A 4,562-nucleotide genomic window follows, 5' to 3' on the forward strand; every position below is an offset into this window, starting at 1 on the left:
CCCGGGCCGAGCGCCGGGCCGCTCCCAAGCCGGCCCGTCAGGCGATGTGCGAGCGGGGCCTCCCCCGCGAGCATCGCCGTCCCCTCGGGGGACCCGCGCGTGTAGCCGCGAGCGAGGGGCTCCACCCGGGCCGAGCGCCGGGCCGCTCCCAAGCCGGCCCGTCAGGCGATGTGCGAGCGGGGCCTCCCCCGCGAGCATCGCCGTCCCCTCGGGGGACCGCGCGTGTACCCGCGAGCGAGGGGCTCCATGTCAGGCATCAAACCACGGCTCATTCGGCAGGTCGTCGAAGACCTTGCGCAGGCCCGCGCTCCAGCCGTTGCGCAGCGCCAGGAAGTAAGGGTCATCGCGCTCGATGCGGTGCGGCGGCTTCATGGCCTGCTCAAACTGGTTGGCGCGCAGCATGAGGATGTCGATGGGCAGGCCGACCGACAGGTTGGAGCGGATCGTCGAGTCGAAGCTGACGAGGGTGCACTTGGCAGCCTCGTCAAGCGGCGTCGTCTCGTAGTTGATGACGCGGTCGATGATGGGCTTGCCGTACTTGCTCTCGCCGATCTGGAAATAGGGCGTGTCCTCCGTCGCTTCGATGAAGTTGCCCTGCGGATAGACATGAAACAGCCGCGGCCCCTCGCCCTTGATCTGGCCGCCGATCAGGAAGTTGGCGCCGAAGTCGACGCTGTGGCGCCGGTCGTTGGAGTCCTGGTCGCGCTCGATCACCTCGCGCACCGTGCGGCCCAGCAGCACGGCCGCGTCGTACAGCGTGGGCACCTTGAGCAGGTGGTCGCCTTCGCCCTGCAGGCGCTGGTTCAGCAACGAGATGACGGATTGCGTTGTGGCCAGATTGCCCGCGGTCAGCACGACGATCTCGCGCTGATGCGGGATCTGGAACTGGTGCATCTTGCGGAAGCTGGCGATGTGGTCGATGCCGGCATTGGTGCGGGTGTCGGAAGCGAACAGCAGGCCCGCACGCAGGCGTATCGCGACGCAATAGGTCATGGGGAGGTCCTGGCGATTGAACTTGGCGGAATGGTAGGGCCGCCACCCTTGCGCGGCATGCACCGTTGGACGCGCGCCGCGCCGGTACTGACGCTGAATCTAGGCAGTGGCTGGCGCGCCCGACGTCGGTCACCACCTAAGCGGCTGTAGGAGCACAGGCGGCCGGCTGTTTCCGACGGCGTCTCGGCCTGCCGGCCGACAGCCCGCACGGGTGGGGCTGCCTAGGCTGCAGCATTCCTCATACGCCAAGGAGCCGAGATGAACGACGCCAGCCGCATGCCCTTGTCCGACGACAAGGTCGGCACCGAAGAAGACCTGAGTGGCCCGGCGGCCGCGCAGAAGATCGTCGACCTCGTCGAGGCGGGAGACAGCTGCTTCTTCTGCACCGTCGGCTTGAATTCACGTCTGCATGCGCGGCCGATGACGGTCGTGGAGGTGGAGGCCGGCGGCCGGCTGTGGTTCTTCACGGAGATCGACAGCTACAAGACCATCGAGCTCGACCGTGATCCCCGCGTGACGCTGTTCTTCAAGGAGGGCGACAACGGCGGGCACCTGAAGCTGGACGGCAGCGCCGCCCAGGTGACGGACAGGGAGACCATCCACCGGCTGTGGTCGCCCAAGCTGCGCGCCTGGTTCACCGAGGGGCAGGACGACCCGCGCATCTGCCTGCTGCGTGTGGACCCGGCCAGCGGCGAGTACTGGGACAACCGCCATGGCACGGCCGTCGCGGGTATCAAGATGCTGTTCGGCGCCCTCACGGGCCAGCGGACCGACGATGGCGTGCATGGCAAGCTGACGCTTTGAGCGTGGCCATGCTGCCGTTGCCGCCCAGCAGGCCGGCCGGGGCCGCGCGGCGCACGCTACCGGGGAGCGCAGCATGTTGATCCTGTGGTTCGTCCTTGTGGGCGTCGTGCTGGTGCTGATGGCGTTCTCGTCGCACCTGGTGCAGCGCCTGCCGCTGTCTCCCGCCATCATCTACCTGGGCGTGGGGGCCCTGGCCGGTGCGTGGGGCCTGGGTCTGTTGCCACTCGACCTGTGGCAGCACCACCAGGTGATCGAGGTCATCACCGAGGTCGTGGTGCTCATCACGCTGTTCGCCGTTGGCCTGCGGCTGCAGCTTCCGATGGTCTGGCGGGCCTGGCGCATCCCGGTGCGGCTGGCGACCCTGGGCATGGTGCTCACGGTCGCGATGATCGCGGCGCTCGGTCATGCCTGGCTGGGCCTGCCGCTCGGTGCCGCGGTCCTGTTGGGTGGCATCCTGGCGCCGACCGATCCGGTGCTGGCCTCCGACGTGCAGATCCGCGAGCCGGGGGACCGCGATGCCGTGCGCATGTCCATCACCGCCGAGGGCGGCATGAACGATGGCACCGCCTTCCCGGCCATCATGCTGGGCCTGGGATTGCTGCAACACCACGCGATAGGCGCGGGCGGCTGGCGCTGGTTTGCGGTGGATCTCGTCTGGGCAATTGCTGCCGGCCTGGCCGTCGGCTGGTTCTGCGGCCGCTGGGTCGGCCAGGGCATGGCCTGGCTGCGCCGTCAGGGCCATCCGCTGGAGTCGGAGGAATTCCTGGTCTTCGGCCTCATCGCGCTGGCCTATGGCGTTGCGCTGGCGCTGCATGCCTATGGCTTTCTGGCGGTGTTCGCCGCCGGGGCTGGCTTGAGCGCCATCGAGAAGCAGCGTGACCAGCGGGCCGATCCGATCAAGGACGCCTCCCAGTGCAGCCGGCTCGACAGCTTCAGCGGGCAGTGCGAGCGCTTGTCCGAAGTGGCGGTGGTGCTGCTCATCGGTGCGCTGCTGGCCTGGGTCGAGTGGCGCTGGGAGCTCTTCGTCTTCGCAGCGGTCGTGCTGCTGGTGATCCGGCCGCTGGCGGTCTACGCGGTGGTGCGCGGGCCGCAGACGTCTGGCGCGCAGCGGCGCCTGATCGCCTGGTTCGGCATCCGCGGCGTGGGCTCGCTGTACTACCTGAGCTTTGCGGTGGGCTATGGCATGGACCCCGCGTGGGGCACGCCGCTCGCCGGGGCCGTGCTGGCGACGATTGCCAGCTCCATCGTGCTGCATGGCATGTCTGCAACACCGCTGATGGATGGGTACCACCGGCGCAGGTGACCGCCGGTTCATGGGGGTGGTCGCCAGCGCGCCGCCGCCGCGTGCGCCAAGGCCTCCATCGCGAGGCTATGGTGGCTGCGAGCAAGTCGCCGGGCCTTGCAGGGCACCCATGAGATACGCCGCCGTCCGGCTCCCTTCGGTCCGGGCCACAGCCTCGGGCACACCGCAGGCCACCAGCCTGCCGCCCTCCGCGCCGGCGCCCGGACCGATGTCGATGACCCAGTCACAGGCCGCCACCACGCGCATCTCATGCTCGACGACGACCACCGTGTTGCCCGCATCCACCAGGCCGCTCAGTTGCGCCAGCAGCTTGTCCACGTCCGAGGGATGCAGCCCCGTCGTCGGTTCGTCCAGCACATACAGGGTGTTGCCGCGCTGCGCGCGCTGCAGCTCGGTGGCGAGCTTGATGCGCTGGGCTTCGCCGCCCGACAGTTCGGTGGCCGGCTGGCCCAGGCGCAGATAGCCCAGGCCGATCTGCTGCAGCAACGCCAGCGGCCGCGCCAGCGCCGCGTCGTCGGCGAAGAAGCCCAACGCCTCGTCGACCGTCATGCGCAGCACGTCGGCAATGTTCCTGTCGCGCAGCTTCACCCTCAGCGTCGCCTCGTTGTAGCGCGCGCCGTGGCAGGCCGGGCAGGGCGCGTAGACGCTGGGCATGAAGAGCAGCTCCACGCTGACGAAGCCCTCGCCCTCGCAGGTCTGGCAGCGGCCCTTGGCGACGTTGAAGGAGAAGCGGCCGGCGTCGAAGCGCTTGGTGCGTGCCGCGGGCGTGGCGGCGAACAGCTTGCGCACGTGGTCGAACAGGCCGGTGTAGGTGGCGAGGTTGGAGCGCGGCGTGCGGCCGATGGGCTTCTGGTCAACCCGCACGAGGCGGCGGATGTGCTCGGCGCCAGCCGCGATGCGGCCGTGCGTGACTTCGCGCGACGGCTCGTCGTCTTCGTCACCGGCCTCGGGCGCGGGCGGCTCGTGGCCGAGGGCCTGGCCGACGAGGTCTACCAGCGCCTGGCTGACGAGGCTGGACTTGCCCGAGCCCGAGATGCCCGTCACGGCGGTGAAGCAGCCGAGCGGGAAATCGACGTCGACTCCGCGCAGGTTGTTGCGCGCCACGCCTTCGAGCCTGAGCCAGCCGCGCGGCGGGCGCCGCGCCGGGCGTGCCGCGCCCCCGCGCGGGAACAGGTAGGCCGCCGTGCGCGATGCGGCCACGGACTGCAGCCCGGCCGGCGGGCCGCTGTAGAGCACCTGGCCGCCCAGCTCACCCGCGTCCGGTCCGACGTCGACGATCCAGTCGGCCTCGCGCATCAGGCCCAGGTCGTGCTCGACGATGAAGAGCGAGTTGCCCGCGGCCTTCAGGTCTTTCAGCGCCTTCAACAGTGCTTCGCCGTCGGCCGGATGCAGGCCGGCGGAGGGCTCGTCGAGCACGTAGATGACGCCGAACAGGTTGGAGCGGATCTGCGTGGCCAGGCGC

The 4,562-nt window shown here is 69.8% G+C and carries 3 protein-coding genes and 1 pseudogene; 2 read left to right on the plus strand and 2 right to left on the minus strand.

What is annotated here, in order from left to right; genetic code table 11:
* Positions 1–249: 249 nt before the first annotated feature.
* A complete protein-coding gene (locus ACT6S0_RS26675; protein ID WP_444766751.1) occupies positions 250–993 on the minus strand; it encodes a peptidase in 744 nt (247 codons plus the stop codon).
* 258 nt (positions 994–1,251) lie between these two features.
* Between ACT6S0_RS26675 and ACT6S0_RS26680 the strand changes: the two genes are divergently transcribed.
* Together ACT6S0_RS26680 and ACT6S0_RS26685 are read left to right on the plus strand one after the other, a co-directional pair.
* Positions 1,252–1,797, plus strand: coding sequence for a pyridoxamine 5'-phosphate oxidase family protein (locus tag ACT6S0_RS26680; RefSeq protein WP_444766752.1), 546 nt, complete (start codon positions 1,252–1,254; stop codon positions 1,795–1,797).
* Positions 1,798–1,870: 73 nt separating this feature from the next.
* On the plus strand, positions 1,871–3,100 hold the full coding sequence (locus ACT6S0_RS26685; protein ID WP_444766753.1) for a cation:proton antiporter: 1,230 nt from the start codon (positions 1,871–1,873) through the stop codon (positions 3,098–3,100).
* Between the two features lie 66 nt (positions 3,101–3,166).
* Here the strand turns inward: ACT6S0_RS26685 and ACT6S0_RS26690 are convergent.
* Positions 3,167–4,562: pseudogene (locus ACT6S0_RS26690) on the minus strand (excinuclease ABC subunit A); the annotation flags it as partial.

Origin of the sequence: Roseateles sp. (assembly GCF_052436255.1) — a bacterium.
Taxonomy (GTDB): Bacteria; Pseudomonadota; Gammaproteobacteria; order Burkholderiales; family Burkholderiaceae_C; genus Pelomonas.